We start from the raw sequence: 26,576 nt of genomic DNA, 5'->3' as shown, positions 1-26,576 counted from the left end.
ATCCGCAGGGCGGTTTACGGCCAGTCGCCCCGGTCCGGTCCGTCCGGCGCGTGCGACCGGTCAGCGGACGTTCGGCCGGCGGTACGGGGGCTGCTCGGGGGTGGGGCGCCGTACCGGGGCGGGGACGGGGAGCGTGACGGGGCCGTCACCGTTCATGAGCACCGGACTCCCGTGGTGGTGGATCGTCAGCGGATCGCCCATGAGCAGCGTGTACGTCGCCTTGTCGGCCTCGATCTCCACGCTCACGCACCGGCCGCGGAACTGGAGCCGGAAGGCCAGCCGGCTGAACTTCTCGGGCAGCCGCGGCGAGAAGCGGAGGCTCTCGCCGTCGCGGCGGGTGCCGCCGAAGCCGGCGACCAGCGCCATCCACGTCCCGGCGAGGGAGGCGATGTGCAGCCCGTCGCGGGTGTTGTGCTCCAGGTCCGCCAGGTCCATCAGGGCGGCCTCGGCGGCGTAGTCGTAGGCCAGGCGCAGGTGTCCGGTCTGGGCGGCGACGACGGCCTGGCAGCACGCCGAGAGGGACGAGTCCCGCACGGTCAGCGGCTCGTAGTAGGCGAAGTTGCGGGCGATCTGGTCCTCGTCGCAGTTCGCGTCGAACCAGCTCCCGCAGGTGTACATCGCCAGGACGAGGTCGGACTGCTTGACGACCTGCTTGCGGTAGATGTCGAAGTAGGGGAAGTGCAGCATCAGCGGGTACTGGTCCTCGCCGGTGGCGGCGAAGTCCCAGCGCTGGTGGCGGGTGAAGCCGGCGTCCTGCTCGTGGACGCGCAGTTCCTCGTTGTAGGGGATGTGCACGCTCTCGGCGGCGTCCCGCCAGGCGGCGCTCTCCTCGTCGTCGACGCCGAGCCGGGTCGCCTCGTCGGGGTGGCGTTCACAGACGTCGGCGGCGGTGAGGAGGTTCGACCGCGCCATGAGGTTGGTGTACGTGTTGTCGTCGGCGATGGCGCTGTACTCGTCGGGGCCCGTGACGCCGTCGATGTGGAAGACGCCGTGGTGGTCGTGGTGGCCGAGGGTCCGCCACAGCCGGGCGGTCTCCACCAGCAGCTCCAGGCCCGTGTCCCGTTCGAAGTCGGTGTCGCCGGTCGCCGCCACGTACCGCACCACCGCGTGCGCGATGTCGGCGCCCACGTGGAAGGCGGCCGTGCCGGCCGGCCAGTAGGCGGAGCCCTCCGAGCCGTCGATGGTCCGCCACGGGAACGCGGCTCCGCGGAACCCGAGCTGTGCGGCGCGGTCCCGGGCGGCCGGCAGGGTGTCCTGCCGCCAGCGCAGCGCCTCGGCGACGGCCTTCGGCTCGGTGTAGGTCAGTACGGGCAGGACGAACATCTCGGTGTCCCAGAAGGCGTGGCCGTCGTATCCGGAACCGGTCAGTCCCTTGGCCGGGATCGCCCGCTGCTCGGCGCGGGCGCCGGCCTGGAGCACGTGGAACAGGGCGAAGCGGACGGCCTGCTGGATCTCCTCGTCGCCGTGCACCTCGACGTCGGCCCGGGCCCAGAAGTCGTCGAGGTAGGCCTGCTGTTCGGCCACCAGTCCGTCCCAGCCGCTCTGCGCCGCGGCGGCCAGCGCCGCCTCGACCTGGTCGCTCATCGCGGGCCGGGAGCGGGCACTGGACCAGCCGTGGGCGACGGTCTTCTGCACGCGCAGCCGCTGCCCCGGCTCCAGCGAGGAGGTGATGGTCAGGCGCGCCACGTCCTCGTTGCTCTCGCTGTCGGTGGTGGTCCCCTCGGGGCCGTCGACGACGTGGTCGGCGGCCACGGCGACCCTGAGGCCGCTGCGCCGGGTGCGGTGGACCAGGCGCAGCCGGGGGCCGAGCGCGAGGTCCTCCTCCGGCTCCAGCGGGGACTTCAGCGCCTTGGCCGTACGGGGGTCGCCGTCCGGTTCGGGCAGGCTCTCGTTGGTGACGAGCTCGGACTGGATGACCACCCGGGTCCGGCTGTCGACGGGTTCCACCTCGTACTCGACGGCGGCGATGGCCCGCTGGGTGAGGGAGACCAGCCGGGTGGAGCGCACCCTGATGGTCGAGCCGGCCGGCGAGGTCCACTCGCAGAACCGCTCCAGCACGCCGCGCCGCAGGTCGAGGGTGCGTTCGTGCTTGACGAGCCGGCCGTAGCGCAGGTCGAACGGCTCGTCGTCGACGAGCAGGCGCAGCAGCTTGCCGTTGGTGACGTTGATGACGGTCTGCCCGGACTCGGGATAGCCGTAGCCGGCCTCGGCGTAGGGCAGCGGGTGCAGTTCGTACACGCCGTTGAGGTAGCTGCCGGGCAGGCCGTGCGGTTCTCCCTCGTCGAGGTTGCCGCGCCAGCCGATGTGCCCGTTGGAGAGGGCGAAGACGGACTCGCTCTGGGCGAGGAGGTCGAGGTTGAGTTCCGTCTCGCGCACGGACCAGGGCTCGACCGAGTAGGTCCGGTTGGTGATCATGCGTGGCCCTCCAGCTCGGCGAGGTCCTTGACGACGCGGTCGGCGCCGTGGGCGTACAGCGCGTCGGTCTGGCCGACGCGGTCGACGCCGACGACGTAGCCGAAGTGCCCGGAACGGCCGGCGTCCATGCCGGCGAGGGCGTCCTCGAAGACGGCGGCGCGCGACGGTTCGACGCCGAGGTCGCGGGCGGCGGCCAGGAAGGTGTCGGGACGTGGTTTGCCCGGCAGTCGCCGCTCGCGCGCCACCACGCCGTCGATCCGTACGTCGAACAGGTGCTCGGCGTCGATGGACCGCAGCACGTCCACGGTGTTGGCGCTGGAGGAGACGATCGCGGTGGCGAGCCCGGCCGAGCGGACCGCGTCGATGTAGCGCAGGGTGCCGTCGTACGCCTCGACGCCCTCGGTGCGGATCTTCTCCAGGACCAGCCCGTTCTTGCGGTTGCCGACGCCGTTGACCGTCTGCGCGTCGGCCGGGTCGTCGGGACTGCCCTCGGGCAGTTCTATGCCGCGGGAGGCGAGGAAGGTGCGTACACCGTCCGCGCGGGGGCGGCCGTCGACGTACTCGTCGTAGTCGGAGTCGGTGAACGGGCGGAAGTCCGCGCCGTCCCGCTCGCGCAGGAAGGCGTCGAACGTCTCCTTCCAGGCGGCGGCGTGCACCACCGCCGTCCGGGTGACGACCCCGTCGAGGTCGAAGAGGCAGGCCTGGATGTCGTCGGGAAGCCCGAGCTGCGTCGTCATACCCGACACAGTTCCCCGCCGGAGCGGGTCCCATCGGGTGGTACCTGCCACAGGCGGCCGTCCTGCCGCGGGGGCGGGCGGCCGGACGGCGGCGGACCGCCGGGTGGCACACTCTGCGGTGTGCCGCTGACTTTCGACGACCTGCTCACCCGGGCCCGTTCCCTCCCGCGCGGCGGACGGCGCGCGATCCTCGGTATCGCCGGGAGTCCCGGTGCCGGGAAGTCGACGCTCGCCGCGGCTCTGGTGCGGGAGCTGAACGGGACGGACGGGGCGTGGGCCGCCCACGTCCCCATGGACGGCTTCCACCTCGCCGACGCCGAGCTGGACCGGCTCGGCCGCCGGGGCCGCAAGGGCGCGCCGGACACCTTCGACGCGGCCGGGTACGCTGCGCTGCTGCGCAGGCTGCGCGAGGGGCGGGGCGACGGCACGGACGACGCGGAGGACACGGTCTACGCGCCCGGCTTCGAGCGGGTGCTGGAGCAGCCGCTCGCCGGGGCAGTGCCGGTGCCGCCGACGGCCCGGCTGGTCGTGACGGAGGGCAATTACCTCCTGCTGGGCACCGGCGCGTGGGCACGGGTGCGGGCCCGCCTCGACGAGGTGTGGTTCTGCGAGGTGCCCGAGAAGGAGCGGGTCCGCCGGCTGGTGGCCCGGCACGAGGAGTTCGGTAAGTCGCCGGAGGACGCGATGGCCTGGGTACGGGACACGGACCAGCGCAACGCCGACCTGGTGGCCGCGACCCGGGACCGCGCCGACCTCGTGGTGCCGGAGACGGCACTGCCCGGTGGTGGCCCGCCGCGCTGAACCCCGCCCGCGGCTCACGGGACGGACGGCAGCGCTCCCCTCGCCGTCAGGACGCCGCGTTCGGGAACCCCTGGGCGCTGACGTGCGGCAGCACGCCGCTCGCCACGCGATAGCGGCCGTTGGGCACGTCGGCGGACTTGCCCACGTGCACCGCCAGCGGGCCCGCCCACTCGTATCCGCGCCGCTCGGCGTGCCGGACGAGGCTGTCGGTGAGCACCTGGCCCACCCGGCCGTCATGGCGCGCCAGTTCCTCGTGGACGACCTCGGCGAGCTCGACGTCGTAGGCGTTGGGGACCATGACCCGGCCTTCGGCGCAGACCACGGCGTTGCTGTCGCACTCGGTGCGCAGGGCGTCGAGGATCTCGACGGGCTCCTTGTCGCGCACCCGCGCCCACAGCGCCTCCCATCGGTTCTCCAGAGCCTTCTCCAGCGCGCTGATGGCGCTCATACGATGTCACCTGCCGGTGTTCGGGGTCGGATGCTGCTCGGGGTCGGGTGCCGCGGGGCGCGGGGCCGGCGCGCGGCTTACGGGGCGGTCAATCCTCGTCGTAGTCGTCGGGACGCACGTGGGCCTCCTCCAGGGCCTCGCGCATGGTCCGGCCGGTGCCACCGGGCGTGCGGGGCGTGTTCTCGTCGCGCTGGTCGAGAACGTCGTCCGTGGTGTCGGTCTTCGGCCGGTTCTCCTCGGGGACGGTCATGACGGGGCTCCTCGTGGCTGGTGGGGGATCTTCCTGACGGCGGGTTCCCGCCCGGCGCGGTGCTATCCCCCACGACCCGTCACGCCTCCTCCGCGCCAGGCCCGGCGCCCGTCCGCGCCGGGCTCCAGCGGCCGGGAACAGCGCCCTGACGGGTGCGGCCGGTGGGCTATGTTGACCTCCGTGGGAGACAAAGGAGGCACGCCCGTGCCGTCGCCGCAGCAGGCACGCGCACAGGCATCGGCGATCACCTCGGGACGGACGGCCCCGGAGACGGAGGTCTCCCCCACGTCCCGGCTGAGGGCGTTGTTCGACCGTCCCCGTCTCTCCCCCGGCCAGCGGCGCATCGCCCAGTACCTGATCGAGAACCTGACCGAGGCGGCGTTCCTGTCCATCACGGACCTGGCCGACCGGGTCGGTGTGAGCCAGCCGTCGGTGACCCGGTTCGCGTCGGCGGTCGGCTTCAGCGGCTACCCGGCGCTGCGGGAACGGCTCCAGTCGATCGCGCTGGCCGGCCGCGGCGGCGCCCCGGCCGAGGAGAACGGCGGCAACGAACTGCAGGCGGCCGTCGACGCCGAGATCGAGAACCTGGAGAATCTGCGGCGCGACCTCGCCGACCCGGGGCAGGTCGTCGAGACCGGCCGGAAGCTGGCCGCGTCGGCGCCGCTGACCGTCCTCGGGCTGCGGATCTCCGTGTCGCTCGCCGAGTACTTCGCCTACGCCGCCCGCCGCGTCCATCCCGACGTCAGGCTGGTCACCCGCGGCGGCAGCGTCGCCTACGACGCCCTGCTGCAGTCCCGGGAGGCGGGCGGGACCTGGGTGCTGGCCTTCTCCCTGCCCCGGCACGCCCAGGAGACCCTCGACGCGTTACGGGTGGCCCGCGGGGCCGGGCTGAAGGTGGCGCTGGTCACCGACCTGGCGCTCGGCCCGGTGGTCGACGAGGCCGACGTCACCTTCGCCACCGGCACGGGCTCCCGGCTGGTCTTCGACTCCTACGCGGCGCCGGGCGTGATGTGCGCGGCGCTGCTCCAGGCCATGACCGACGCCGATCCGGAGCGGACGCAGGCCAGGCTCGAGGAGTACGAGCAGATCGCCGAGGAGCACCAGTTCTTCCTGCGGGACTGACCGGCCCGCCGGGCGCGGACAGGATCGGTCCCGCGGGCCGTTCCCTCAGCAGGCATGAATGTTTTCATACGTCTTGCAAAGCGGATGGCATATATAAATACTGCTCACGGATCGCGACCCGGACGCCCGGACCGCGTCCGCACCTGCGCGAACACCCTGGCCGCCGACTCCTACCCGCTCCGGCGTGCCCCGGGTGTTCGGTCGGGCATCGCCTGCGCGAGCGCCCGCGGCGGTCCCGGTCACTCCCCTGGGCCGGGGCCGCCCCCCACCCGTCGCAGCACCCCGTCGACGCCGCACACCCGGAAGCGATGATCATGCCCCTGACGACCACGCGCCTCGGCCCCGACTGGCCGTGCCAGGTGAAGAGCCCCGGCAGCTACGACTGGGAGCGCTCGGCGGCCAAGTGGCTGCGCGAGCTGGTGCCGGCCCGCTACGCCGGCTATCCGGCCCTGATCCGGCACCCCGTCCTGCTCGCCCGCCACGCGCAGATCCAGGTCCAGCAGGAGGTCCGGGTGGCCCGTACCGCCCTGCAGACCGCCCGGGCCGACCTGCCGCGGCTGGGTCTGCCCGAGTCCGTCATCGAGCACACGATCAAGCTGTACGCGGCCGAGCTCCAGCAGCTCCAGCACATCGCGCGCAGCGTGCGCGCGGTCACCGAGGCCCTGGTCGAGCGTGGTGCGGCCGGGCGCTGACCCGCGCCCGCGGGCGCACGGGACGGCCGCCCCGACGGGCGTGCGCCGGAGCGGCCGGCGGACGCCCGCCCCTCGCCTCGGGGCCCACCCGGCGGGCGCCGCGGGGGCGGCAGAAGAATCACCTGCCGAATGGCGGCCGTCGAAAGCCGGTCCATGTGCCATGCCCGTCGCGTGACGAGCGAGCACGCCACGCCGACGGACTCCGGCGCCGCGCCCGACCTGGCCACATTGGCCCGGGTCGTCGCCGGACAGCGTGCCGAGATCGAACGGCTGCGCGATCGCGCCATTACGACGGCCGTCGTGGCACGGGCCGAGGGCGCCGTGATGGCGCTCACCGGCGTCTCCGCCGAAGCGGCGCGCGAGACGCTGGCCCGGCGGGCGAAGGAGGGCCGGCGCACGCTGCTGGAGGAGTGCTGGATCACGCTCGGCACCCTGACACCGCCCGCCGACGCGGATCCACTCCCGGGCCGCGCCGGGGCGCCGGCCCCGCAGCTCCCCGACGCCCGTCCCTCCGACGACCACCTCCCGGACGGTGCCCCGGCCGCCCCACCCGGCCTCGCCGAGGCCCTGACGCACGTCGCCTCCCCGCAGGAACTCGCCCGCTGCCTCCACCGGCGGCTCGCGCCCTCCGTCGGCGCGGACGCGGTGGTGCTCTGCGCCCGGCTGCCCTCGGGCGGCCTGGAGCTGATGGGCCACTCCGGTCTCGACGACGCGGCGGCCGCCCGATGGCCCCAGGTGCCGCCGTCGAGCGGAACGTCCGCACTGGAGGCCCTGCGCACCGGTGAGCCGCGCTGGCCGGACGACGCCGAGGGGTGGCCGCCGGCCGGTGGCCCGTCCGGACGCGCCAGGCCCCAGGCCTGGCTGCCGGTGCCGCCCGGGGCGCCGGCCGACGTGTGCCTCGGCGTGCTCCGCCCAGTCGACGGCCGCCCCTTCACCTCCGGCGACCGGGACCGCCTGCGGGCCGTCGCCCGCCTGTGTGCCGGGTGGCTGCGGTCGTACCGCGGCCGGCCGCGGCCCGCCGGGGCCGGCGCCGCCGGCGACGTGCAGCGGGTGTTCGACGCCCTGCCGGTCGCGGCGGTACTGCTCACCCCGGTGCGAGCGCCCTCGGGACACGTCACGGACTTCCGCGTCGACTCCGCGACCGCGCAGGCAGCGGAGTTCGCCGGCGGCGCGGACCCGGCCGGCCGGCAGCTCCTGGAGTGGCTGCCGGAGCCGGTCGCCGAGCCGCTGCGCCAGGGATGCCTGCGGACGCTGGCCACCGGGGAGCCGTACGAGGGCGAGCCGTTCGCCCAACGGGACGCGGGGAACGCCGCCGCGGAAGCGGCCACGTACTCGGTGTGGGCGGCTCCGCTGGGCGACGGGCTCGTACTGTCCTGGGTCCGGCACGACGCCTCCGACCGGCAGGAGCAGCGACTGGCCGATCTCCAGCGGCTGGGCGACCTCGGCTGGGCGAACTGGGACCTGGTCGCCGGCGAGGCCGCCTGGTCCGAGCAGGTCTTCGCCATCTTCGGCCGCGACCCCAAACGCGGCCCGGTCGCCCTCACCGGCCTGCCCGGCCTCGCGCTGCCGGACGACGTGCCCGCGCTGACCCGGGCCGTGCGCGCGCTGACGCGCGAGGGACGGCCGTGCGATCTCCCCTTCCGGACCAGGACACCGGCCGGCGTCCGGCACCTGCGGATCGTCGCCGAGGCGGTGACGGACGACGGCGGCACGCCCGTCGAGGTGCACGGCTTCGTCCAGGACCTGACCGCGCGGCGCCTCGCGGAGCTGGCGCTGGTCGAGAGCGAGCGGGCGATGCTGACCCAGCAGGGCGTGCTGCTGGCCGAGCGGACGCTGGCGGCCCGGCTGCAGGACGCGCTGCTGCCCCTGCCCCGGCGTCCGTTGCGGCCGGCCGGGCTGCGTGTGGAGGTCGCCTATCTGCCCGCGCAGGCGGGCGTGCAGGTCGGCGGCGACTGGTTCAGCGCCATAGAACTGCCCGACGGGGACGCCCTGTTCGTGGTCGGTGACGTCGCCGGTCACGGGGTGGACGCCGTCGCCACGATGGCCCAGCTGCGCTTCACCGCCAAGGGCATGGTCGTCACCGGTTCCTCACTGACCGGGGCACTGGCCCGCCTCAACGCGCTGCTGCTGCACTCCCGTGGCGCCCACGGCACCGCGAGCATGGTCCTGGCCCGTTACTCGCCCGGGCGGCGACGGCTGCTGTGGGCGCAGGCCGGCCATCTGCCGCCGCTGCTGCTGCGCGCCGGGAAGGCCCGCTACCTCGACCGGCCGAAGGGCATCCTGCTCGGCGCGAGCCACGCCCCCGTCTTCGCGGAGGCGGAGTGCCTCCTGGAGCCGGGCGACCGCCTCCTGCTGTACACGGACGGCCTGGTGGAGCGGCCCTCCGACGGCATCGACCGGGGTCTTGAGCGGCTCGCGAGTGCCGCCGCGGCCCACCACGCCGACCGGGCGGGCACGCTGGAGCCGCTGCTGGCCGCGCTGCTGACGGAGGACGGACTGCGGGACGACGTGTGCGTCCTCGACATACAGGTGCCGGACGGCCCGGTGGAGCAGCCGTAGGCGGCGCGGGTCAGTCCACCGGGTGGCCGGGCTCGATGGTGCGCGCGTCGCCGAGCCGCAGCAGCGGCCGGCCGGACGCTTCGCGACCGCCCCACTCGACCGGTTCGAGAACGAAACCGACGTGGTCACCCCCGGTGATCCGCTCCAGGACCCGGCCGACGAACCACGCCTCGGCGTCCTCCAGCACGACCGCCCCCGCGTACCCGGTACGCCGGCGGACGTGCCGGAACTTGTCCACGTCGTCGCCGGTCCGCCCGCCGAACACCTCGGCCAGTGCGTGCTGTTCCCGGGCGAGCAGGTGGACGGCCAGGTACGCGGCGGACCGGGCCACCCGGAACGTCCTGTTGACCTCGGACAGCCACACGACGAACCGCACGGGTTCCATCGAGCACTGGGAGGCGAAGCCGACCAGACAGCCCGCCTCCTCCCCGTCCGCCACCGCCGTGACCACGCACATGTCCGGGTCGAGCCGGTCGAGAAACACGTCCATGCCCGCCATGCTAGGCGGACCGGGCCGACCGGTTCCGTCAGGCGTCGAGAAGGCGGCGCAGCGCGGCCTTCATGGCGGCGACGAAGGCGTCCCTGCGCGGCTCGTCGAGGGCGTCCAGCGACAAGTACGGGTTGAGGTCCTCCAGTTCGACGAGCAGCAGCTCGCCGCCGGGAGCGCGGCAGGCGTCGACGCGCTGGATGCCGTGCTCGATGCCGTTCCACTCGATGAACCGCCGTGCGAACTCGAGGTCCTGCGGGGTGGCCGCGTAGGGTTCCAGCTGCCAGCGCCGGTCGGGGTGCGGCGCGTACAGGGCGTACTGGAAGTCGTGGTCGACAAAGTAGAAGGACACCTCGTAGGCGAAGTCGACGCGCGGCTGGACGAGGACGTCACCGGCTCCGGCGCGCACCGCCTCCCGGACCCGGTCCGCCGGGACGAACCGCAGGCCGAGGGAGTCGGCGCCCAGCTTCGGCTTCACGACGTACTCCTCGGCCGGGGGCAGCCGGTCCAGGTGCCCGGTCCGGTCGACGGTCGGGATGACGGGGTACCCGGCGGCCGTCAGGTCGAGCAGGTACTGCTTGCCGGCCATGTCCGCCCGGCCGGTGAGCTGGTTGTAGACGCGGGCACCGCAAGCGGCCGCCCGCTCGCGGAAGGCGTCGTACTCGGCCCGGTGGCCCAGCACCGGCCCGCTGTTGCGGACGACGACCGCGTCGAAGCCGTCCAGCAACGCGGCCGCGTCGCGCGGGTCGCACAGGGCCAGGCCGAAGTCTTCGCGCAGCCGGGAGGTGAGGAGGATGTCCTCGTCGCAGTAGCGCCGCCCCCGGGCCTGGTAGGCGAGGTCGGTGACGTAGAGGATGCGGGGGCGGGCGGACGGCATGCGGGACTCCTCGGGACGGCCGCACGTGATCGTATGCGAGGCCCCGGACGCGATGGCGGGGCGCTCCCCCGCCGTCAGAGACTGCACTCAGTGCCATATTTCTTCGGTCAATGAGCCCATCTCCGCCAGCCGGGCCGCAGATTCCGCGGCACGCGGCACCTTTACGCGTGGCACTCAGTGCCATACTCTGGCGGCGTGCACGGTGGCACGGTCTGCCGCGCACACGCGTGCCCGGCGACCGGCACGCGGGATTCCGGCCCGAGTGCAGGGAGTTGACCAGCGTGTACCACCCCTCAGGAAGCGTCGTTCAGCAGGCAGCCGGCTCCCCGACGGGCGTGCTCGACCACCGGGCCCCGGAGACCGAGGCCATCTACTACCAGCGCTGCACCTGGTGCGGCACCTCGATGTACCACCGGCTGCTGTGTCCGGTCTGCCGCGGCAGCGACCTGCGGACGGAGCGCAGCGAGGGCACCGGGACGGTACGGCACGCCACGGTCGTGCACCGCAACACCCCCGCCGCGCGCAACGTGTCCCTGATCGAGATGACCGAGGGCTTCGTGCTGCGCGGCCGGGTCACGGGTCCGCTCATCGGCATTCACAGCGGGGACCGGGTCCGGCTGTCCACGGCCAAGGACCCGGTACGGGGTGAACCGGTCTTCCAGTTGGTCGACGAGCCGTACCGCGCCTGGACCTGAGCCGGGCCCTCACGGCGTGAGCGTGATCGTGATCCCCACGGTGCCGTCCAGTCCCCGGCGCAGCCGGCTCCCGAAGAGGGTGAGCCGTCCGACGATGCCGTACTTGCGGGCGATGAGCCCGCGGTAGCGGCCGGCCGTGGCCGCGTCGCCGATCTCGGCGGTCGCGGGGATCTGGTCGCCGGTCGGGGTGCCCCGCACGTCGCACGGGCCGACCAGGACGTCGGCACGCCTGCGCACCCGCTTGACCTTCCAGGAGTCGGCGGCCGTCCACACGCCGAGCGCGTCACCGTCCCGCACGACCCACACCGGAGTGGCGACCGGGGTGCCGTTCTTGCGGTAGCTGGTGACCAACAGATACTTGCCGGCACCGAGCCGGTCCAGTGACGCCTCGTCGTCCATGGTCCGGAAGTCTAGGGCCGCTCCCCCGCGTGCGTCGCCCGTACCCGGCAAGTACGCGCGCCGCCCGTTCACACCAGGGCCGACGCCATCCTCCGTACCGCCTCCGTGATCACCTCCGGCGAGGCGGCGAGGTTGAGCCGGACGTGTCCGGCGCCGCCGGTGCCGAAGTCCGGGCCCGGGCTGAGCGCCACCCGGCCGCGCCGGAGGAAGACCTCGGCCGGGTCGTCGCCCAGGCCGAGCGCGCGGCAGTCGAGCCAGGCGAGGTAGGTCGCCTCCCCGGGGCGGTGGACGACACCGGGCAGGTGCGCGGCCAGCAGGTCGGTGAGCAGCCGGCGGTTCCTGTCGAGCCCGGCCAGCACGGCGTCGAGCCAGGCGGTGCCGTGGCGCAGGGCGGCGGTGTGGGCGATGACGCCGACGTGGCTCGGGCCGTGCCCGACCTCCTCGGGCATCCGGGCCAGGTCGCCCGCGGCACCGGGCCCGGCGAGGGCGAGCGCCGCCTTGAGCCCGGGCAGGTTCCAGCCCTTGGACGCCGACATCAGCGACAGGCCGCGGCCGGCTCCGGGGACACTCAGGTACGGCACGAACCGCACGCCGCCGGCGACGACGGGCGCGTGGATCTCGTCGGCCACGACCCGCACGCCGTACCGCTCGGCGAGGGCCGCGACGGCGGCCAGTTCCTCGGCGGTGTGCACGGTGCCGGTCGGGTTGTGCGGGCTGCACAACAGGTAGGCGGCCCGCCCGCCGCCGGCGACCGCCCGCCGGAAGGCGTCCTCCAGCGCCGCCTGATCGATGCGCAGGTCCGCGCCGAGCGGCGCCTCGACCACACGCCGGTCCAGGTGCGTCACGAACTGGAAGAACGGCGGGTACACCGGCGGATTGACGATCACCGGGTCACCGGGGCCGGTGACCAGCTTGAGCATCTCGACGACGCCCAGCATCACGTCGGGCACGATCGCGGTGCGTTCCACGGCGAGGCCGTCCCAGCCCCAGCGTTCGCCCGCGAAGGCGGCCAGCGCCTCCGCGTAGGCGGTGCCGCTGGGATAACCGGTGTCGCCGAGTTCCATGGCGTCGGTGACCGCCCGCACGACGGGACCGGCGAGCGGCACGTCCATCTCGGCCACCCACAGCGGCAGCACGTCCGCGGGGTGGGTGCGCCACTTCATGCTCGTGCGGCGGCGCAGCCGGTCGAGGGTGAGCTCCTGCAGCGGGTCGGGTTCACCGGGCGGGTCCTGCGGGATCCTGGTCATGGGGCTCAAGATAGGTGGCCGTGGTGTGACCGGGAAACGGGGCGACGGGATGCCGGGGACGCCGGCCGGGGCGTTCCTGGAGGTCGCGTGCGACGAGTCGGGGTCGGACGGCGAGAACCTCACCGGCGGGAACACCGACGTGTTCGCGCACGCCGGTGTGTGCCTGCCCGTGGCCTCGGCCGCCGAGGCCGTGCTGACGGTGCGGGACCGGATCCGGTCGCCGGCGGAGGAGTACAAGGCGAACCACCTGCTGCGCGAGAAGCACCGGCCGGTGCTGGAGTGGCTGCTCGGCCCGTCGGGTCCTATCCACGGGCACGCGCACGTGCACCTCACCGAGAAGGCGTTCTTCGTGGTGGACCGGACCGCCGCCGTGCTGCTCGGTGATCCGGCCGGTGCCCTCCCGCTGTTCCGGGCGGGACGGCCGGTCTTCGGCGAGGAGGACTGGCGGGAGTTCCTGACGTCGGCCAACCGGCTCCTGTGGGTGCGCGGCAACGGGAACGGCACGGGCGGCGAGGAGCGGGCGGCGCCCGTCGACACCTTCTTCCGCGCCGTGGACGTGCTGCGCGGGGCACGGCCGCCGGCCGGCCCGGCCGCGACCCTGGAACGGCTCGCGGCGGCCCGGCACCGCGCGGACGCCTACCGGGCCCGCCTCACGGCCGGACCCGCGCCGGTCCCGGTCCTGGACCCGCTGCTGCCCGCCGTCGTCGCCACCGCCGCGCACTGGAGCGCACCCGGACGTCCGGTCCGCCTGGTGCACGACCGGCAGAACACCCTGACGCCCGAGGCCGTCGCCTGGATCGAGGAGCGGGCCCGGCTCGGCGGCGTCCGCCTCGACGGGCTGCGGCTGGTCCACGCGCGCCACGACGCACGGGTCCAGCTCGCCGACTTCCTGGCCGGGATCGCCCGCACGATCGCCTCCGACACGCTGGGCGGTGGCGGTGACGCCGTGCTCACCGGACTGTTGCGGCCCTATCTCGACGCGGCCTCCGTGTGGGGCGACGAGGGCAGTTGGCTGCGGCTGGCCGGGAACGGCCCGCCCGCCACGGGCCGTACGGCGCCGCCGGCCCGGTGAACACGGCCGTGCCCGGGCCCGTATGGAGGGAGGGCGCTCGACGTCCGCAGGCCCCCGCGGTGGTGACGCCGCGCATCCGGCTCCGGGAGCGCACGCATGAGGCACGCACGACGACACATCGTCCGGCGAGTGGCACGGCTGGCCGCCGTCGGCGGGCTTCTGGTGGGCGGCACGATGGTCACCCGGGCCGTGGCGAGCGAACCGCCCGACGCCCCCGCCGCCTCCCGCACACTGGCACTGCCGGCGTCCGGCACCGGCAGCGCACTGGTGGCACGCCTCGGCGCCTCGCGCACCGCGGGTCACTGGATCGGCCCCGACGGGCGGCCGGTCGTCGCGGTCACCGACGACGAGGCGGCCGGCGAGGTGCGGCGTGCGGGCGCCGCGGCGGAGGTCGTCCCGCACAGCATGGCGGAGCTGAAGTCGGCGACGTCCGCGCTGCGTTCGGCGCCCCGGGTGGCGGGGACGGCGTGGGCCCTCGACTACCGGTCGAACGAGGTGGTGGTCCGGGGTGACAGCACCGTCCCGGCGGCCGAATGGGCACGGCTGACGCGGGTCGCGGAAGGCATCGGCGGCTTCGTCCGCATGGAACGCACCAAGGGCGCGTTCACGACGCGCCTGTACGGGGGGCGGCCGATCCTGTCGACGGCCGGCCGCTGTTCGGCGGGCTTCAACGTGACCGACGGCCGCGGGGACTTCCTCCTCACCGCCGGTCACTGCGGTCCGACGGGGTCGGTCTGGTTCGGGGACGACGGGGGCGGCCGGCAGCTCGGGAGGACCGTCGCCAGAAGCTTCCCGGGGGACGACTTCTCCCTGGTGGCGTACGCGAACGGCGGGGCGGGGAACGGCTCCGCCGTGGTGGCGGTCGGCGGCGGCAAAGGCGTCCGCATCACGGGCACGGGCGAAGCGGCCGTCGGGCAGCGGGTGTTCCGCAGCGGCAGTACCAGCGGCCTGCGCGACGGCCGGGTGACCGCGCTCGACGCCACGGTCAACTACCCGGAGGGCACGGTCTCCGGCCTCATCCAGACGGACGTGTGCGCCGAACCCGGGGACAGCGGGGGCCCGATGTTCTCCGAGGGGATCGCGCTCGGCGTGACGTCCGGAGGCAGCGGCGACTGCGCCAAGGGCGGTACGACGTTCTTCCAGCCGGTGACGGAGGCGCTGACGTCGCTCGGCATGCGGCTGATCGTCTCGTCGCCGGACGGGTCCGGGCGGCGGGCCGCGCCCGCGCCTCCGGCCTCCGGTGCCGCCTCTCCGGGCGCGGCGGCACCGGGGGGGCCGGCGCCGGTGACGGGAACCGGCGGCTCCACGCTCGTGTCCCGGCTCACGGACCGCCGCAACGTCGGTCCCGGTCTGCTGGTGATCGCGGGCAGCCTGATCGCGCTGACGGCGACACGGTGGCTGCGCACGGAACGAGACCGCAAGGCGTACCGGCGGTACTACTCGGCCACGTGGGGCTGAGGCGCGGCGGGCGCCGCCGGACGGAGCCGGCGGCGCCGTGACGGACGGCCGGGGGCCGGTACGAGAAGGGCACCCCGTCGAGGGGTGCCGGAGGCCGGGGCTGTGCGGCGCCGGGCCGAGGAGCTTCGGAGGGTCAGGCGGCCTTCACCGGCTCGGGGGCCGCGGCGGCCCACTCCAGGACGAGCCGCTGGTACTCCTCGCGCTGCTCGACGCTCAGTGTCCCGCCCGACCGGAGCCACAGGGCCCGGATCTCCTCGTTGACCTCGGCCGCCGATCGCTCGGAAGAAGGTTCAACAGTGGTGGACATGCTGTGAAGCATACGGCGCCGGGCGTGAAGGCGATGTGAGTAATCGCGAGCCAATCGGACATATCGGACCGTGTTACTGGTCACGTCGATCTTCCCATCTGTCAAGACCTACGGGCGAGTTCGTGCACGGCGGCTGTGTCCTGGCGCACACGGCCCGCCTTCACGGGGTGTCCCGCGGATCACGCCGTTGATCGGCCGCGAAGGAGTGCCGGTGCGCCTCGGGTGGGTACGGCATCGACGTGACGGCCGTCACCGTCCGGCCGGCCGGCGCCACGAAGGACTCCCGGCAGGCCGGCCCGACCTCGACCAGCGAAGGGCACGCCCTCCATGACGTTCTCCCTCGGCATCGTCGGTGCCGGTCAGTTCTCCGGCCAGTTCGCCAGGCTGTTCCTGGCCCATCCCGGCGTGCGCGACGTGTACGTCACCGACCTGGTGCCGGAACGGGCGGAGCGGCTCGCCGCCGCCGAGGGCCTCACCGGCACGTACCCCACCTACGAGGCGATGCTGGAGTCGCGGGCGGTCGACGCCGTCGCGGTCTTCACGCAGCGCTGGACCCACGGCCCGCTGGTGCTCCGGGCGCTGGCCGCGGGCAAGCACGTGTACTCGGCGGTCCCCATGGCGATCACCGCCGAGGAGATCGCGGAGATCATCGGCGCGGTCGAGGCGACCGGACTGACCTACATGATGGGCGAGACCAGCCACTACCACCCGGCCACCGTGCACGCCCGCGACCGGATCGCCGAGGGCGCCTTCGGGCGGCTCTTCTACGCCGAGGGCGACTACGTCCACGACATGGACCTGGGGTTCTACGAGGCGTACCGGTACAGCGGGGGCGAGGAGTGGAAGTCCACCGCCAGCTATCCACCGATGCTCTACCCGACGCACTCGGTGGGCGGGGTGCTGGGCGCCTGGCGGACGCACGCGGTGAGCGTCTCGGCGATCGGCGTGGTGGACGAGCGCGGGGACGGCGTCTTCGACCGGTCGGTCAGCCGGTTCGACAACGACTTCTCCAACGCCACCGCGCTGTTCGAGGTGGCCGGCGGCGGGTCGTTCCGCACGAACGAGTTCCGGCGGGTCGGCTACCCCTCGTACATCCGCGAGTCCCGTTTCCGCTTCTTCGGCACCGAGGCGAGCATGGAGCAGCTCGCCACGGTGGCGCTCTGGCAGGACAAGAACGGGGTGCGGGACATCAGTGAGCTGCTCGAGCCCAGGCCGGTCACGGCACCCGACGACCCGTCCCTCGAGCACGTCGCGCCCGAGCTGCGGTCCGCCTTCACCTCCGGTTCGGCACCGGTGCACGACCGGTCGCGCCTGCCGCGGTCCTTCGACCGGCTGCGCAACGGGCACGAGGGCAGCCACCACTTCCTGGCGGACGACTTCGTGACCGCGGTCGGCACCCGCACCCTGCCGTCCGTGAACGCCTGGGTCGCGGCCCGCTACACCCTGCCGGGCGTCGTCGCGCACGAGTCCGCACGGCAGGGCGGGGTCAGGCTGGAGATCCCCGACTTCGGCGACGCGCCGCAGGCGTGACGGGTCCGTGCCCGCCGGGCGCCTGCGCCTGTCAGGTGCCCGGCTTGCGCCCGTACACGTAGACGTCGTCGCCGTTCTTCAGGAGCGACCAGTACTTCTTGGCGTCGGTCTTCGTCATGTTGACGCAGCCGTGGGACCCCGGCGGGTTCCACATGCTGACGCCGACCGAGTGGAAGGCCTGGCCGCCGTCGAAGAACTGGCTGTAGGGCATCGGCACGTCGTAGATCGTGGAGACGTGGTTGATGTGCCGCCAGTAGACCTTCTTCAGGCCGGTGCGGGTCTCGTAGCCGTTGCGGCCCGTACGGACCGGCACCGGACCGTAGACGAGCTTCCTGCCGTCCTGGATCCAGCTCAGCTGGAGGGTCAGGTCCACGCAGGCGATGCGCCCCTTGTTGACGGGACATTTGCCCGACTTGTTCGGGTTCTTGCCGACGGCCTTCTGCTTCTGCATCAGGTCCATCACCCCCCAGGTGACAGGGCCCGCGTAGCCGATGTTCGGCGTGATGCCGTGCTTGGTCTGGAAGGCCCGGATCGCCTTGCAGTCGGCGGCGGACTGCTTGCCGTCGACCGGGCGGCCGAGGAACTTCTCGACCTTCTTCTGGTACGGGCCCGTCTGCGTGCTGCAGCTCGCGGCCTGCGCCGGTGCGGCGCCGAGCGCAAGCGTGAGCGGTGCCACCAGTGCGGTGAGCCCGAGTGCGACGGCGCCCCGTCTGCGTATGTCCCCCATGGCCGGTCAGCCTTTCACGTCGGAACGGTGGAATGGACGGAAGGTCGCCCGTGGTGCGATCCCCGCCTGCTAGACAACCCGGCGGCGGCTTCGGTTGCCCTCCGCGAGGCATCGCGACGAAACAGTGACAAACGCCACCGGACGGCCCGCCGCCGGGGTTCCTGTCAGCCCGTGCCGCCCCGCTCGAGCAGGGCCTGCCGGAACCCGGTGTCGACCGCGGTCAGACCGCCGTCGACGGTCAGGGTGGTCCCCGTGATCCAGGACGCGTCGCGCGAGGCGAGGAAGGCGACGGCCGCCGCGATGTCGCCGGGCTCCCCCACCCGCCCCAGCGGATACAGCCCCCGCAATGCCGCCAGCTCGTCGTCCCGGCCCTCCCAGGCCGTGGTGCGCACGGTGCCCGGCGCCACCAGGTTGACGCGGACCCCCCGCGCAGCGGCGTGTCCGGCGAGGGTGCGGGTCAGGGAGGCCAGGCCCGCCTTGGCGGCACTGTAGGCGTGGTTGCCGAAGTCCCGGGTGCCGTTGACCGAGCCGATGCTCACGACGGCGCCGCGCCCGGAGGCGGCCAGGTGGGGCAGCGCGGCGCGGCAGCAGCGGTAGGCGCCGGTGAGGGTGATGTCGAGGTCGCGCGCCCACACCTCGTCCGGCTCGTCCTCGAAGAGCGGGGCGTCGGGCGCGCAGGCATAGGCGTTGTTGACCAGCACGTCGAGGGAGCCGAAGGCGTCCACGGCCCGGGCGACCGCCGCCTCGACGGACGCCCGGTCCGCGACGTCGCAGGGGAACGCCTCGGCGCTGAGCTTCCGCTCGCGCAGTGCCGCCGCGGTCCGCTCCGCCTCGGCCCGGTCCACGTCGGTCACCAGTACCCCGGCCCCCTCCTCGGCGAGCCGCGCGGCGGTGGCGGCGCCGATGCCGCGCGCGGCGCCGGTGACGAGAATGCCGTGTCCCTCGAAGCGCATGGTGTCGGTCATGGCGCCGACGGTAGTGCGTGGGCGCCGGGCGGTCAGCGGTAACCGGTCACATCCGCCGGCTTGTCCGCGTCCTGGACCTCGACGAGGTAGCGCCAGGCGTCGGGGCGGCTGCCGTCGAGGTCGGTGAAACCGTACTCCCGTGCGAGTCCGCCGCTGGACAGGGAGTGGCCGTTGAAGCGTGCCACGCCCGGGTCGGCGGCCAGCGCGGCCACGGCGCGGCCGACGTAGCGCGGGGTCTCGGAGATGGCGAAGTGGGGGACGCGGTCGAGGGCTTCGCGCCAGTTCTCCTCCCGTACGCCGAAGTGGTCGAGCATGATCTCCGAGCGCAGCCAGCCCGGCGTCAGCGCGACGGCGGTGGCGCCGCGCGGCCCGAGTTCGTGGCCGAGGGCGAAGGCCATGCGCAGCACCGAGGACTTGGCGAGGTCGTAGAAGAAGGAGACCCGGTAGTGGTCGCGGTTGTAGTCGGCGGTGCCGTCGGTGACCTCGACGACGAGTCCGCCGGGGCTGCGCAGCAGCAGGGGCAGGGCGTGGTGGCTGGTGATCGCGTGGGTCTCCACGGCGAGCCGCAGGAGCCTCAGGCCCTTGTCGAGGTCGTGCTCCCAGACGGGGCTGTCCCACTCGAAGAGGGTCTCGCCGCCCCAGATGTCGTTGACCAGGACGTCGAGGCGGGCCTGTTCGCGGGCGATGCGGTCGACCAGCGCGGCGACCTCCGCCGGTACGAGGTGGTCGGTGGGGACGGCGATGCCGTGACCGCCGGCCGCGGTGACCAGGTCGGCGGTGTCCTCGACGGTCTCCGGGCGGTCGTACTCCGAGCGCCGGGCACGGGTGGTGCGGCCGGTGACGTAGACCGTGGCGCCGGCCGCGCCGAGTTCCACGGCGATGCCGCGTCCGGCGCCGCGGGTCGCTCCGGCGACCAGTGCGACCCTGCCCTCGAGTGACTTTGCCATGTCCGGCTCCCGTTTCCTCTCGCCACGAACTGTCGTGATCGAGACTGCCCGGGAAGCCGGACATCTTCTGTCACCTTTTCCGCGTGTCTCCCAGCTTGGCGCCGAGTGCCGCGAGGTCCGGTGTCAGTGGCCGCGTGCGATCCACTCCTGGAGGTGCGGGGCCTCGTCGCCGATCGTGGTCGAGTCGCCGTGGCCCGTGCGGACCTCCGTCCCGGGCGGCAGCGCGAGGAGCCGGTCGCGGATCGAGTCGATGATCGTCGGGAAGTGGGAGTAGGAGCGGCCGGTGGCGCCGGGACCGCCCCGGAAGAGCGTGTCGCCGGTGAAGACGACGCCGAGGCCCGGCTCGTACAGGCAGACGGCGCCGGGGGCGTGCCCGGGGGTGTGCAGGACCGTCAGGTCGGCGCCGGCGGCCTCGATGACCTGACCGTCGGTCAGCCAGGCGTCCGGCTCCCGGTCGGGGTGGGTCTGCTGCCACAGCGGCATGTCGTCACGGTGCAGCCAGATGGTGGCACCGGTGCGCTCGGCGAGGGCCGGGGCGGCGTTCACGTGGTCGTTGTGGGCGTGGGTGCACACGATGGCGGTCAGGCGCCGGTCCCCGACGGCCTCGGCGATGGCGTCGGCGTCGTGGGCGGCGTCGATGACGACGACCTCGTGGTCGTCGCCGACCAGCCAGACGTTGTTGTCGACGTCCCAGGTGCCGCCGTCGAGGCTGAACGTGCCGGAGGTGACGAGGCGTTCGATGCGGGCGGTCATCACAGCACCACCACGGAACGCAGCACGTCACCGGCGTGCATCCGCTCGAAGGCCTTCTCGACCTCGTCGAGCCGGATGGTCTCGGTGACGAACGCGCCGAGGTCCAGACGGCCCTGGAGGTGAAGGTCGATGAGCATCGGGAAGTCGCGGGAGGGCAGGCAGTCGCCGTACCAGGACGACTTCAGCGAGCCGCCGCGCCCGAAGACGTCGAGCAGCGGCAGTTCCAGCTTCATCTCGGGGGTCGGCACGCCGACGAGGACGACGGTGCCGGCGAGGTCGCGGGCGTAGAAGGCCTGCCGGTAGGTCTCCGGGCGGCCGACCGCCTCGATGACGACGTCGGCGCCGAAGCCGCCGGTCAGCTCGCGGATCGCCTCGACGGGGTCGCCCTCGCGGGAGTTGACGGTGTGGGTGGCGCCCATGCTCCGGGCGGTCTCCAGTTTGCGGTCGTCGATGTCGACGGCGATGATCTTCGACGCGCCGGCCAGGTGCGAGCCGGCGATCGCCGCGTCGCCGACGCCGCCGCAGCCGATGACGGCGACGGTGTCGCCGCGGCCGACGTCGCCGGTGTTGATGGCGGCGCCGATGCCGGCCATGACGCCGCAGCCCAGCAGTCCGGCCACCTCGGCGGAGACGGCCGGGTCGACCTTGGTGCACTGTCCGGCGGCGACCAGCGTCTTCTCGGCGAAGGCGCCGATGCCGAGCGCCGGGGAGAGTTCCTGGCCGGTCGAGGCCAGGGTCATCTTCTGCTCCGCGTTGTGGGTGTCGAAGCAGTACCAGGGGCGCCCGCGCAGACAGGCCCGGCACTTGCCGCACACCGCACGCCAGTTGAGGATGACGAAGTCGCCGGGAGCCACGTCCGTGACCCCGGCGCCGACCGACTCCACCACGCCCGCGGCCTCGTGGCCGAGCAGGAAGGGGAAGTCGTCGCTGATGCCGCCCTGCTTGTAGTGCAGGTCGGTGTGGCACACGCCGCAGGCCTGGATCTTGACCACGGCCTCGCCGGGTCCCGGATCGGGCACCACGATCGTCTCGATCCGTACCGGCTCGTCCTTGCCCGGTGCGATCACGCCGCGTACTTCCTGCGCCATGGCTCTGACTCCTTCTTCGGCCACTCGTCGTTCTCCCCCGACCCTACGCGCAACCGATCGGCAAGATCCCGTGACGGGGCGGTCATGCTGGGTTCGCGGCCGTACGGAGGCGGTGAAACCGCGAGCCGCGCCGTGCGGCGCCGACGTAGCCTGGGGCGTCCGCCGTCTGCCGAAGGAGAGCCGTTGAGCATCGCCGAGACGGAGCCCGGCCCGCCCGCCTGGCGCCTGCTCCTGGGGTACGTGCGGCCGCACCGGTGGGCTCTCCTCGGGGGCGCCCTGCTCTCCCTGCTCACCGGCGTGACGGGGCTGCTGCTGCCGCTCGTGGCCCGGGGCCTGATCGACGACCTGTCGCACGACCGGGCCATCACCGGCGCACTGCTGGCCATGTCCGGCCTGGTGGTCGCCAACGCGGTGGTGGGCGCTCTGGGTTCGTACGTGCTGCGGCGCACCGCCGAGTCGGTGGTCCTCGGCGCGCGGCGGTCGCTTGCGTCGTACCTGCTGCGGCTGCGCATCCCGGCCGTGGACCGCACCGAGCCGGGCGACCTGATGGCGCGCGTCACCTCGGACACGACGCTGCTGCGGACGGTCACCTCCGACTCGCTGGTCGGCCTGGGCACGGGCGGGCTCACGCTCGTGGCGACGGTCGTGATGATGGGACTGGTCGATCCCGTGCTGCTCGGCGTCACCCTGGCGGTGATCGCGGGTGCGGGGGCGGTGATCGGGCTGATCGCGCCGCGCATCAACCGGGCGAGCAAGGAGGCCCAGAAGGCGGTCGGCGTGATGGGGGCCGCGCTGGAACGGGTGCTGGGCGCCCTGCGCACGGTGAAGGCGTCGGGTGCCGAGCACCGGGAGGAGCGGGTGCTGCACGAGGCGGCCGAGGAGTCCTGGCGGCAGAGCGTGCGGGCCGCCAAGTGGTCGGCGGCGGCGGGCAACACGGCGGGGCTGGCCATCCAGATCGCGTTCATCACGGTGCTCGCGGTGGGCGGTGCGCGGGTGGCGACCGGGGCCGTCGACGTGGGCACGCTGGTGGCGTTCCTGCTGTACGTGTTCTTCCTGATATCGCCCCTCCAGGAGGTGATCGGCGCGGTCGCGCAGTACCAGACGGGCGCGGCCGCCCTGGTCCGCATCCAGGAGGCCCTGCGCCTGCCCGCCGAGCCTCCGGTGCGGTCCGTCCCACTGCCCTCGCCGGCCGAACGCCCCGCCGCCCTCGCCTTCCGCGACGTCCGCTTCCGGTACGCCGACGACCTGCCGTACGTCCACCACGGGGTGACGTTCACCGTGCCCGCGCGGGGGATGACGGCGTTCGTCGGTCCGTCCGGCGCGGGCAAGACGACGGTCTTCTCCCTCGTCGAGCGGTTCTACGACCCCGAGTCGGGTGAGATCACACTGGACGGCCGCACCCTCGCGCAGTGGGAACTGCCCTCGCTGCGCGCCGCGATCGGATACGTGGAGCAGGACGCGCCGGTGCTGTCCGGCTCGCTGCGCGACAACCTGCTGCTGGGCAACCCGGAGGCGGACGACGGGACGCTCGCCGCCGTGGTGAAGACGACCCGCCTCGACGACCTGGTGGCCAGGCTGCCGGGCGGCCTCGACACGCTGGTGGGGCACCGGGGCACCAAGCTGTCCGGCGGAGAGCGCCAGCGTGTCGCCATCGCCCGGGCCCTGCTGCGCCGCCCCCGGTTGCTGCTGCTCGACGAGGCCACCTCGCAGCTGGACGCGGTCAACGAGGCGGCGTTGCGGGACACGGTGGCCGACGTGGCGCGGACGACGACGGTACTGGTCGTCGCCCACCGGCTGTCCACCGTGACGGCGGCCGACCGGATCGTCGTGATGGACGCGGGCCGGGTCCGCGCGGTCGGCACGCACCGGGAGCTGGTGACCGCCGACCCGCTGTACGCGGAGCTGGCGGCGACGCAGTTCCTGGCGACCGGCGGCTGAGCCCGCGCACGAGTGAGGGCCGCCCGGTGCGGGCGGCCCTCCCTGGATTCCGCCGGCCGCGGACGTCACCTCGGGGCGAGTGCGCCGATCACCGGGGACAGCAGACCGACGGTCTGCCGCATCTGGTCACGGGTGTCGGGCCCGTGCAACGGGACGGGGGGTGTCGTCCGGGCGTCCTTGCCCCCGTCGGACAGGCCGTCGACGGCGAGCGACTGGAGGGCCGGGGCGAGCGCTCCGGCTCCCGCCGAACCCGGGCCGGCGGCACTCGCCGTCGGCGCGACGAGGGCGGTGAGGGCCGCGGCGAGACCGACGGCGGAGGCGATGCGTCGTGTTGGGATCATGCCTTCGGCAACGCGGACGGACCGGAGGCGGACACGGCCGGGCGACCGTCCTCACCCGTCGGGAGCATCGGTGCCGGGATGCGCCGGCAGCGCTTGCCGGAGCCGTCCCGGCGGAGGACGCTCGAAGGAGAGGCCCTCAGCGGCCCGCTCCCGGTCGGGCCGCGACCTTCGAAGGAGGTCGTCATGGGCACCAGCACAAGCCCCGGCTTCGACACCGAAGCGCTGCGCCGGGGCATCGAGGAAGAGACGGCGGCGGCCCTTCTGTCGCTCTACGCGGACGACGCGGAGATCCACATCGTGGACCGGTACGCCCAGCCCAGCAGTCCCAAGGTCCTGCACGGCCGTGACGAGATCGCCGAGATGCTCGACGACGTCTACAGCCGCGACATGACGCACCGGCTCGAGAACTGCGTCGTCCAGGGCGACCAGGCCGCCTACACGGAGTCCTGCGCCTATCCCGACGGCGTCCGCGTCCTGGCGGAGTCGATGATGTCGCTGCGGGACGGGAAGATCGTCCGGCAGACCATGATCCAGGCCTGGGACGAGTAGCCGGGGCACCCCGGGGCCCGCCCCGCTCAGGTCCCCCGGTCGCCGGGGGGCCAGTGGGGCGGCCGGAGTATGGACAGGAGCTGGCGGACCAGTTCGTCGACGACCTCGTCCAGCGTCGCGTCCACCCGGCCGGCGCTGAAATCGTGGAGGAGTCCGTTGACGCTGCCGATGAACGCCGTGGCGGCGATCCGGTAGTCGCGGGTCGCCGCCTCGCCGCGTGCGGCGGCCGATTCCGCCTCGTCGCGGATGAGGTCGATCCAGCGGGCGCGGCGGGCGAGTCGCTGTTCCTCCAGGCGCGGGCTCACGCCGATGATCTCGACGAAGGTGATGCGGATGCGGCGCGGGTCGGCGGTGACGTTCGAGGCGTAGGCGCGGAAGAGGGCGGTGGCGCGTTCGGCGAGCGGCAGGCCGGTCGCCTGGGCCGCCGCGGCCCGGACGGCTTCCTCCGCCCAGGCGTTGACCTGGAGGTGGAGCGCGGCGAGGACGTCCTCCAGGGTGCGGAACTCCTCGTAGAACTGGCGGGTGGACAGGCCGGCGGCCTCACAGAGGGCCGCGACGGTGGTGGCGCGGTAGCCGGGGGTGTCGCCGAACAGCCGGAGCGCGGCGTCCAGGAAGCGGTGGCGCCGTTCGGCCTTGCGCTGCGCGGCGGACTTGCCGCCGTAGCGGCCCGTCGGCCCGCTGAACCTGCCCGCCACCCGCGTGCCCCTTCCCGCCCGGTTCCGCCGCCCTCCCGCACCGGGCTCAATTTTGTCGTGTACGCGGTCTTGTGGAGCGGGGCATCCCTTCCTTACTTTTCAGTAAGTTCACTCTGAAAGCGGCTCTGTTCAGATTCCGCGCGCCGTCGCGCGCTCCCCCCCGCCCCGCCCCACCTTCAGAGGAGAGAGCAGCATGCCTGTTCCCCGACCCAGGCACCTTTGCTCCGTGGCCGCCGCCCTCGCGCTCACCTTCGCCGCTCCCGCGAGCGCGACCGCGACCGCCGGCGCCGCGTCCCCGGACGCCCCCGCCGCGCTGCGGGAGGTGATGTTCGTCGGCAACAACTGGGACGGCACCGCCGACGTCATCGCGTCCACCGGCGACTTCGCGCGGATCGGCCGGATCGGCGTCGTCCCGGACAAGGCGCAGCGGATGGCCGAGATCAACGCCGATCCGATCCGCTGGATCTACTTCCAGGCCATCCGCAACAGCGTGGGCGAGGGACACGACCAGTTCGTGGACGACATGTACTCGACACCGGACGGGAGGTCGGTCGTGGTCTCCCGGCCGAGCTTCGCGGACGTGGTGTCCATCGACCTCGCCACGGGGCGCCTCAACTGGCGCTTCCCCGTGTCGGGTTACCGTGCCGACCACATGGCGGTCTCGCCGGACGGCACCCGCGTCGCGGTGTCGGCCTCCACGTCCAACACCGTGCACGTGCTGGACATCGGCACGGGCCGGCAGGTCGGGTCCTTCGGCACGGGGGACAAGCCGCACGAGAACATTTTCACCCGGGACGGCAAGTACATCTGGAACATGTCCATCGGCGACGTCAACACCGCGCTCGACGCCCCCTGGCTGGACTGGACGAAGGGCAACCGGCGCATCACCGTCGTGGACGCGACGACGTTCCGGCAGGTCAAGGTGATCGACATGCGCGAGCGCCTCGACGCGATCGGTCTCGGAGACTACTCCGACGCCGTGCGGCCGGCCGTGTTCTCGCCCGACGAGTCCACCCTGTACTTCCAGGTCTCCTTCTTCAACGGCTTCTTCGAGTACGACCTGGCCACCGACCGGATCACGCGGACCAAGACCCTGCCGAAGAACCCCGCCACGAGCGAGGACCGCACCACCTGGGTCAACGACTCGCGGCACCACGGCCTGTCGATGAGTCCGGACGGCGCCAGGATCTGCGTCGCGGGCACGATGGACGACTATGCGACGGTCGTCGACCGTACGACGCTGAAGGAGGGCCCGCTGGTCGGCGCCGCCAAGCCGTACTGGGCCACGGTCAGCGGCGACGGCACCCACTGCGTGATCTCCGAGAGCGGTGCCGACCAGGTCACCGCCATCGACTTCGCGACCGGCGAGAAGTCGGTCTCCGTCCCGGTCGGCGACCACCCGCAGCGGGTCAGGCTGGGCCATGTCACGGCCGGCTGGACCGGGCCGTCGGCCGGCTGACCGGCACGCGGGCCCGCT

Annotated in this window: 27 protein-coding genes; 11 read left to right on the top strand and 16 right to left on the bottom strand. The window is 73.4% G+C overall.

The window, feature by feature from the left end; all coding sequences use genetic code 11:
* Positions 1 to 60: 60 nt before the first annotated feature.
* Positions 61 to 2,415 (bottom strand): glycoside hydrolase family 65 protein, encoded by a 2,355-nt coding sequence (locus tag AC0VYN_RS14435; protein ID WP_475536333.1) that lies wholly within the window; start codon positions 2,413 to 2,415, stop codon positions 61 to 63.
* Positions 2,412 to 3,152: a beta-phosphoglucomutase family hydrolase gene (locus tag AC0VYN_RS14430; protein WP_475536332.1), complete on the bottom strand. Its 741-nt coding sequence runs from the start codon at positions 3,150 to 3,152 to the stop codon at positions 2,412 to 2,414. The genes AC0VYN_RS14435 and AC0VYN_RS14430 overlap by 4 nt, the downstream gene beginning before the upstream one ends.
* 120 nt (positions 3,153 to 3,272) lie before the next feature.
* On the opposite strand from AC0VYN_RS14430, the gene AC0VYN_RS14425 reads away from it, so the two are divergent.
* Positions 3,273 to 3,953, top strand: coding sequence for a nucleoside/nucleotide kinase family protein (locus AC0VYN_RS14425; protein WP_475536331.1), 681 nt, complete (start codon positions 3,273 to 3,275; stop codon positions 3,951 to 3,953).
* Between the two features lie 46 nt (positions 3,954 to 3,999).
* Here the strand turns inward: AC0VYN_RS14425 and AC0VYN_RS14420 are convergent, their stop codons facing one another.
* Both AC0VYN_RS14420 and AC0VYN_RS14415 read right to left on the bottom strand, forming a co-directional pair.
* The gene (locus AC0VYN_RS14420; RefSeq protein WP_385466729.1) at positions 4,000 to 4,401 is read right to left on the bottom strand and encodes a DUF3662 domain-containing protein; all 402 of its coding nucleotides are present in this window, start codon (positions 4,399 to 4,401) and stop codon (positions 4,000 to 4,002) included.
* Positions 4,402 to 4,489: 88 nt separating this feature from the next.
* Complete coding sequence (locus AC0VYN_RS14415) at positions 4,490 to 4,651, bottom strand: hypothetical protein (protein WP_475536330.1); 162 nt, start codon at positions 4,649 to 4,651, stop codon at positions 4,490 to 4,492.
* A gap of 204 nt (positions 4,652 to 4,855) precedes the next feature.
* On the opposite strand from AC0VYN_RS14415, the gene AC0VYN_RS14410 reads away from it, so the two are divergent.
* From AC0VYN_RS14410 to AC0VYN_RS14400, 3 genes are all read left to right on the top strand, one after another.
* A complete protein-coding gene (locus tag AC0VYN_RS14410) occupies positions 4,856 to 5,773 on the top strand; it encodes a MurR/RpiR family transcriptional regulator (protein WP_475536329.1) in 918 nt (305 codons plus the stop codon).
* A gap of 308 nt (positions 5,774 to 6,081) precedes the next feature.
* Entirely contained in the window at positions 6,082 to 6,465 is a 384-nt protein-coding gene (locus AC0VYN_RS14405; protein WP_475536328.1) for a hypothetical protein, read from the top strand.
* 153 nt (positions 6,466 to 6,618) lie between these two features.
* On the top strand, positions 6,619 to 9,024 hold the full coding sequence (locus tag AC0VYN_RS14400; protein WP_475536327.1) for a SpoIIE family protein phosphatase: 2,406 nt from the start codon (positions 6,619 to 6,621) through the stop codon (positions 9,022 to 9,024).
* 10 nt (positions 9,025 to 9,034) lie between these two features.
* Here the strand turns inward: AC0VYN_RS14400 and AC0VYN_RS14395 are convergent, their stop codons facing one another.
* Both AC0VYN_RS14395 and AC0VYN_RS14390 read right to left on the bottom strand, forming a co-directional pair.
* Positions 9,035 to 9,523 carry a flavin reductase family protein gene (locus AC0VYN_RS14395; protein ID WP_451693182.1) on the bottom strand — a complete coding sequence of 163 codons (489 nt, stop codon included), beginning with the start codon at positions 9,521 to 9,523 and terminating at the stop codon, positions 9,035 to 9,037.
* Positions 9,524 to 9,551: 28 nt separating this feature from the next.
* Positions 9,552 to 10,388 carry an ATP-grasp domain-containing protein gene (locus tag AC0VYN_RS14390; protein ID WP_475536326.1) on the bottom strand — a complete coding sequence of 279 codons (837 nt, stop codon included), beginning with the start codon at positions 10,386 to 10,388 and terminating at the stop codon, positions 9,552 to 9,554.
* Positions 10,389 to 10,669: 281 nt separating this feature from the next.
* Between AC0VYN_RS14390 and AC0VYN_RS14385 the strand changes: the two genes are divergently transcribed.
* Entirely contained in the window at positions 10,670 to 11,083 is a 414-nt protein-coding gene (locus tag AC0VYN_RS14385; RefSeq protein WP_475536325.1) for a Zn-ribbon domain-containing OB-fold protein, read from the top strand.
* Positions 11,084 to 11,092: 9 nt separating this feature from the next.
* Here the strand turns inward: AC0VYN_RS14385 and AC0VYN_RS14380 are convergent, their stop codons facing one another.
* Together AC0VYN_RS14380 and AC0VYN_RS14375 are read right to left on the bottom strand one after the other, a co-directional pair.
* The gene (locus tag AC0VYN_RS14380; RefSeq protein ID WP_475536324.1) at positions 11,093 to 11,482 is read right to left on the bottom strand and encodes a PPOX class F420-dependent oxidoreductase; all 390 of its coding nucleotides are present in this window, start codon (positions 11,480 to 11,482) and stop codon (positions 11,093 to 11,095) included.
* 68 nt (positions 11,483 to 11,550) lie between these two features.
* Positions 11,551 to 12,729 carry a MalY/PatB family protein gene (locus tag AC0VYN_RS14375; RefSeq protein WP_451693177.1) on the bottom strand — a complete coding sequence of 393 codons (1,179 nt, stop codon included), beginning with the start codon at positions 12,727 to 12,729 and terminating at the stop codon, positions 11,551 to 11,553.
* Positions 12,730 to 12,754: 25 nt separating this feature from the next.
* On the opposite strand from AC0VYN_RS14375, the gene AC0VYN_RS14370 reads away from it, so the two are divergent.
* Complete coding sequence (locus AC0VYN_RS14370) at positions 12,755 to 13,801, top strand: hypothetical protein (RefSeq protein WP_475536323.1); 1,047 nt, start codon at positions 12,755 to 12,757, stop codon at positions 13,799 to 13,801.
* A gap of 96 nt (positions 13,802 to 13,897) precedes the next feature.
* A complete protein-coding gene (locus AC0VYN_RS14365; protein WP_475536322.1) occupies positions 13,898 to 15,259 on the top strand; it encodes a S1 family peptidase in 1,362 nt (453 codons plus the stop codon).
* 133 nt (positions 15,260 to 15,392) lie between these two features.
* On the opposite strand, the gene AC0VYN_RS14360 is transcribed toward AC0VYN_RS14365, so the two are convergent.
* On the bottom strand, positions 15,393 to 15,578 hold the full coding sequence (locus AC0VYN_RS14360; protein WP_385466696.1) for a hypothetical protein: 186 nt from the start codon (positions 15,576 to 15,578) through the stop codon (positions 15,393 to 15,395).
* A 315-nt stretch (positions 15,579 to 15,893) separates the two neighbouring features.
* Between AC0VYN_RS14360 and AC0VYN_RS14355 the strand changes: the two genes are divergently transcribed.
* On the top strand, positions 15,894 to 17,096 hold the full coding sequence (locus AC0VYN_RS14355; protein WP_475536321.1) for a Gfo/Idh/MocA family protein: 1,203 nt from the start codon (positions 15,894 to 15,896) through the stop codon (positions 17,094 to 17,096).
* Positions 17,097 to 17,127: 31 nt separating this feature from the next.
* Here the strand turns inward: AC0VYN_RS14355 and AC0VYN_RS14350 are convergent, their stop codons facing one another.
* The 5 genes from AC0VYN_RS14350 to AC0VYN_RS14330 all read right to left on the bottom strand — a co-directional run bounded on the left by AC0VYN_RS14350 (position 17,128) and on the right by AC0VYN_RS14330 (position 21,576).
* Positions 17,128 to 17,823: a L,D-transpeptidase family protein gene (locus AC0VYN_RS14350; protein ID WP_475536320.1), complete on the bottom strand. Its 696-nt coding sequence runs from the start codon at positions 17,821 to 17,823 to the stop codon at positions 17,128 to 17,130.
* Positions 17,824 to 17,987: 164 nt separating this feature from the next.
* Positions 17,988 to 18,788, bottom strand: a complete 801-nt coding sequence (locus tag AC0VYN_RS14345; RefSeq protein WP_475536319.1) for an SDR family NAD(P)-dependent oxidoreductase — start codon at positions 18,786 to 18,788, stop codon at positions 17,988 to 17,990.
* 32 nt (positions 18,789 to 18,820) lie between these two features.
* Positions 18,821 to 19,735: an SDR family oxidoreductase gene (locus AC0VYN_RS14340; protein ID WP_475536318.1), complete on the bottom strand. Its 915-nt coding sequence runs from the start codon at positions 19,733 to 19,735 to the stop codon at positions 18,821 to 18,823.
* A 123-nt stretch (positions 19,736 to 19,858) separates the two neighbouring features.
* A complete protein-coding gene (locus AC0VYN_RS14335) occupies positions 19,859 to 20,488 on the bottom strand; it encodes an MBL fold metallo-hydrolase (RefSeq protein WP_475536317.1) in 630 nt (209 codons plus the stop codon).
* On the bottom strand, positions 20,488 to 21,576 hold the full coding sequence (locus AC0VYN_RS14330; protein WP_475536316.1) for an S-(hydroxymethyl)mycothiol dehydrogenase: 1,089 nt from the start codon (positions 21,574 to 21,576) through the stop codon (positions 20,488 to 20,490). The genes AC0VYN_RS14335 and AC0VYN_RS14330 overlap by 1 nt, the downstream gene beginning before the upstream one ends.
* A 183-nt stretch (positions 21,577 to 21,759) precedes the next feature.
* Here AC0VYN_RS14330 and AC0VYN_RS14325 point away from each other — a divergent pair, with 183 nt between their 5' ends.
* Positions 21,760 to 23,514, top strand: a complete 1,755-nt coding sequence (locus AC0VYN_RS14325) for an ABC transporter ATP-binding protein (RefSeq protein ID WP_475536315.1) — start codon at positions 21,760 to 21,762, stop codon at positions 23,512 to 23,514.
* 65 nt (positions 23,515 to 23,579) lie between these two features.
* Here AC0VYN_RS14325 and AC0VYN_RS14320 read toward each other — a convergent pair whose 3' ends face one another.
* A complete protein-coding gene (locus AC0VYN_RS14320; RefSeq protein ID WP_475536314.1) occupies positions 23,580 to 23,855 on the bottom strand; it encodes a hypothetical protein in 276 nt (91 codons plus the stop codon).
* A gap of 183 nt (positions 23,856 to 24,038) precedes the next feature.
* Between AC0VYN_RS14320 and AC0VYN_RS14315 the strand changes: the two genes are divergently transcribed.
* Positions 24,039 to 24,404 (top strand): nuclear transport factor 2 family protein, encoded by a 366-nt coding sequence (locus AC0VYN_RS14315; protein ID WP_385466670.1) that lies wholly within the window; start codon positions 24,039 to 24,041, stop codon positions 24,402 to 24,404.
* Positions 24,405 to 24,430: 26 nt separating this feature from the next.
* On the opposite strand, the gene AC0VYN_RS14310 is transcribed toward AC0VYN_RS14315, so the two are convergent.
* Positions 24,431 to 25,099: a TetR/AcrR family transcriptional regulator gene (locus tag AC0VYN_RS14310; RefSeq protein ID WP_475536313.1), complete on the bottom strand. Its 669-nt coding sequence runs from the start codon at positions 25,097 to 25,099 to the stop codon at positions 24,431 to 24,433.
* Between the two features lie 193 nt (positions 25,100 to 25,292).
* Between AC0VYN_RS14310 and AC0VYN_RS14305 the strand changes: the two genes are divergently transcribed.
* The gene (locus tag AC0VYN_RS14305; RefSeq protein ID WP_475536312.1) at positions 25,293 to 26,558 is read left to right on the top strand and encodes a YncE family protein; all 1,266 of its coding nucleotides are present in this window, start codon (positions 25,293 to 25,295) and stop codon (positions 26,556 to 26,558) included.
* Positions 26,559 to 26,576 lie beyond the last annotated feature (18 nt).

Source organism: Streptomyces sp. 63XJN7_1_ISO-PGPR-S23-121 (assembly GCF_056173025.1).
The sequence above is the reverse complement of the archived record's forward strand: the minus strand, read 5'-3'. Positions and strand labels throughout refer to the sequence as shown.